We start from the raw sequence: 2,839 nt of genomic DNA, 5'->3' as shown, positions 1-2,839 counted from the left end.
GAGATAACGCCTGATTGTCTCTTCCGGTTTCCAGAATTTTTTTGTATTCTGTCTCGGGAGTTTGACAGTTAAATATTAGAAAAAGTACTCGCAGACCGCATAAAACCTGCTTTTTTTGTGTCAAATTTTTGGTTTTATTTTATAGTATTATATAGCATTTCTTTGGGAAATGTGATATATGATTATTCCGGGGCTCTCTGAGCCACCTGTCCGGACTTTGAGAGCCACCATTCCGGAGAATGAGAGCCATATATTCCGGTAATTCAGAGCCACCTTATTGGGCTCTATTACATATATTTCCTTTATACTGTAAATACACACCTTTGGTGTGAATACAGATAAAGGAGGTCGTAAGTTATGACCAAGTATCGTGAAATCCTACGCTTGAAAAGATTGGGATTCAGTGAGAGGAACATCGCACAGAGTTGCGGTGTATCCAGAAACACAGTCGCTAAGGTTTTGAAAAAGGCAGCGGAAATCAATCTTTCATGGCCGCTGGATTTCAACATGACCGACAGCGCACTAGAGGAGCTGATGTTTCCTAAGGATAAGTCGGCAATGAATAAACGCATGCCAAACTTTGACTACATCCGCAAAGAACTCCTGCGGAACGGCGTAAACAAAAAGCTTCTCTGGGTAGAATACTGTGAGGAGTGCCGCATGAACAGCGAAGAGCCTCTAATGTATTCTCAGTTCTGCTATTACATCCAGAAGGATGAAGAAAAACGCAGGGCTACCATGCATATCCCCAGAAAACAAGGTGAACAGATTGAAGTTGACTGGGCCGGTGATCCTGCCCACATCATTGATCCGGACACCGGAGAAATCACAGATGCATGGATATTTGTAGGTGTATTAACTTACAGTCAGTATGCTTTTGTAAAAGCATATATGAATGAGAAAACCGACAACTGGATCAAAGCTCATGTCCAGATGTTTGATTTCTTTGGCAGTGTCACACCTATGCTCGTTTCTGATAACTGTACAACCGCAGTGAATCATAAGAAGAGTGACTGGTACAACACTACCTTAAACACAACTTATCATGAAATGGCAGAACATTACAATCTTGCCATCCTTCCGGCCAGAGTCCGGAAGCCCAAGGATAAACCGAATGTAGAGGGATCAGTAAGAAAGATATCCACATGGATAACAGCAGCCCTTCGCAATGAGCAGTTTTTTTCTCTTGCAGAATTGAATGCTTCAATCCGTGAAAAACTGGATGCCTACAACGCCCGTAAATTCCAGAAAAAGGAATGTAGCAGACTCAGTTTATTTCTTGGGGAAGAAATGCCATTACTGGCTCCGTTGCCTGCTACACCTTTTGAACTGGCTGAATGGAAACAAGCCACCGTCCAGTTTAACTATCACATCGCAGTAGACAGAATGTTCTACTCCGTGCCTTATCAGTATATCAAAAATAAGGTTGATGTGCGTATAACAGATACAACGATTGAAATATTTTATAATCACAATCGTATTGCCTCTCACAGACGACTCTATGGAAGAAGCGGTCAGTATTCTACAGTGACAGAACATATGCCGCAGGAACACCAGAAATATCTGGAATGGAACGGTGACCGGTTCCGTAAGTGGGCTGATTCGATTGGAATTAACACAAGTAAGGTTGTCGATGCAATACTTACCTCCGGCAGGATTGAACAGCAATCCTACAGAAGCTGCATGGGATTATTGAAACTGGCAGAAAAACATTCGCCAGAAAAACTGGAACAGGTCTGCGCCACGGCGCTCACTTATTCCGGTAAACCCAGCTATAAAAGTATCAAAAATCTATTGGCTGCAACAAAAGATGCATCTGATACCGAATCAGAATCATCTCAGGCAGTAAAACCACACGGCATAACCAGAGGAGCCAGATACTATGGAGGTAAACAAGCATGACAAATCAAAGTACAATCGATAAACTTATTGAAATGCGTCTGACTGCTATGGCAGATGCATTCCACATCCAGATGGATGATCCTGCAATGAAGGAAGTTCCATTCGAAGATCGGTTCGGCATGCTTGTTGATGTCGAATACAGCAACCGTAAAAACAATCGTCTGAAAAGACTGATCCGTCAGGCTGAGTTTGAACAACCAGATGCCAGCATCGCAGCGATCGATTACCATTCTGGACGAAAGCTGAACAAAGCACTGATCAACCGTTTGGCAACCTGTGAATACATTACAGAATACCGGAACATCTTTATTACTGGAGCAACCGGAAGTGGTAAAACTTACATGGCCTGTGCCTTTGGAATGGAAGCATGCAAGCACTATTACTCAGTACGGTATGTACGACTTCCTGATCTATTATTGGACTTACAGGCTGCCAGGGACAATGGAACTTTCTCGACTGTCCTGAAGAAATACACCAAGCCAATAGTACTGATCCTTGATGAGTGGCTGCTTCTTAAACTGACAGAAGCTGAAGCCAGAAATCTTTTTGAACTGATACATAAAAGACGTAAAAAATCTTCAACAATCTTTTGTTCTCAGTTCCGTGAAAATGAGTGGTACCAGCAAATCTGTGATGGTGAAAGTACTCTTGCCGATGCCATCATGGATCGCATATCGTATGATTCCTATAAGATCGATATTGAAAGTGTTGACCCAGCTAAAGACCTCTCTATGAGAGAAGTATATGGACTGGATCCAGCAATGGCAAAGTAACATAATAAAAAAATGGGGTGGCTCCGTTAGTCCGGACAGGTGGCTCTCGCCACACCGGACTGGCGGCTCTGCCGCACCGTAATATTCAATATAATTGATTAAGGAGGACTTTATCATGAAAGTAACTACATCGAAGTCAAAAAATTCTGAATCATTTTATATTG

The 2,839-nt window shown here is 42.4% G+C and carries 2 protein-coding genes; both read left to right on the top strand.

The features are described from left to right. Positions 1 to 357: 357 nt before the first annotated feature. Positions 358 to 1,902: an IS21 family transposase gene (istA, locus tag G4407_RS15845; RefSeq protein WP_173689644.1), complete on the top strand. Its 1,545-nt coding sequence runs from the start codon at positions 358 to 360 to the stop codon at positions 1,900 to 1,902. Then, the gene (gene istB / locus G4407_RS15840) at positions 1,899 to 2,675 is read left to right on the top strand and encodes an IS21-like element helper ATPase IstB (RefSeq protein WP_173689643.1); all 777 of its coding nucleotides are present in this window, start codon (positions 1,899 to 1,901) and stop codon (positions 2,673 to 2,675) included. The genes istA and istB overlap by 4 nt, the downstream gene beginning before the upstream one ends. Positions 2,676 to 2,839 lie beyond the last annotated feature (164 nt).

Origin of the sequence: Allocoprococcus comes, assembly GCF_013300725.1 — a bacterium.
Lineage (GTDB): Bacteria > Bacillota > Clostridia > Lachnospirales > Lachnospiraceae > Allocoprococcus > Allocoprococcus comes_A.
This window is presented reverse-complemented; position numbering and strand designations above follow the sequence as displayed.

Excerpts from the sequence above, each read along its gene's own strand:
- istA (WP_173689644.1), top strand. The coding sequence starts at position 358 with ATGACCAAGTATCGTGAAATCCTACGCTTGAAAAGATTGGGATTCAGT.
- istB (WP_173689643.1), top strand. The coding sequence starts at position 1,899 with ATGACAAATCAAAGTACAATCGATAAACTTATTGAAATGCGTCTGACT.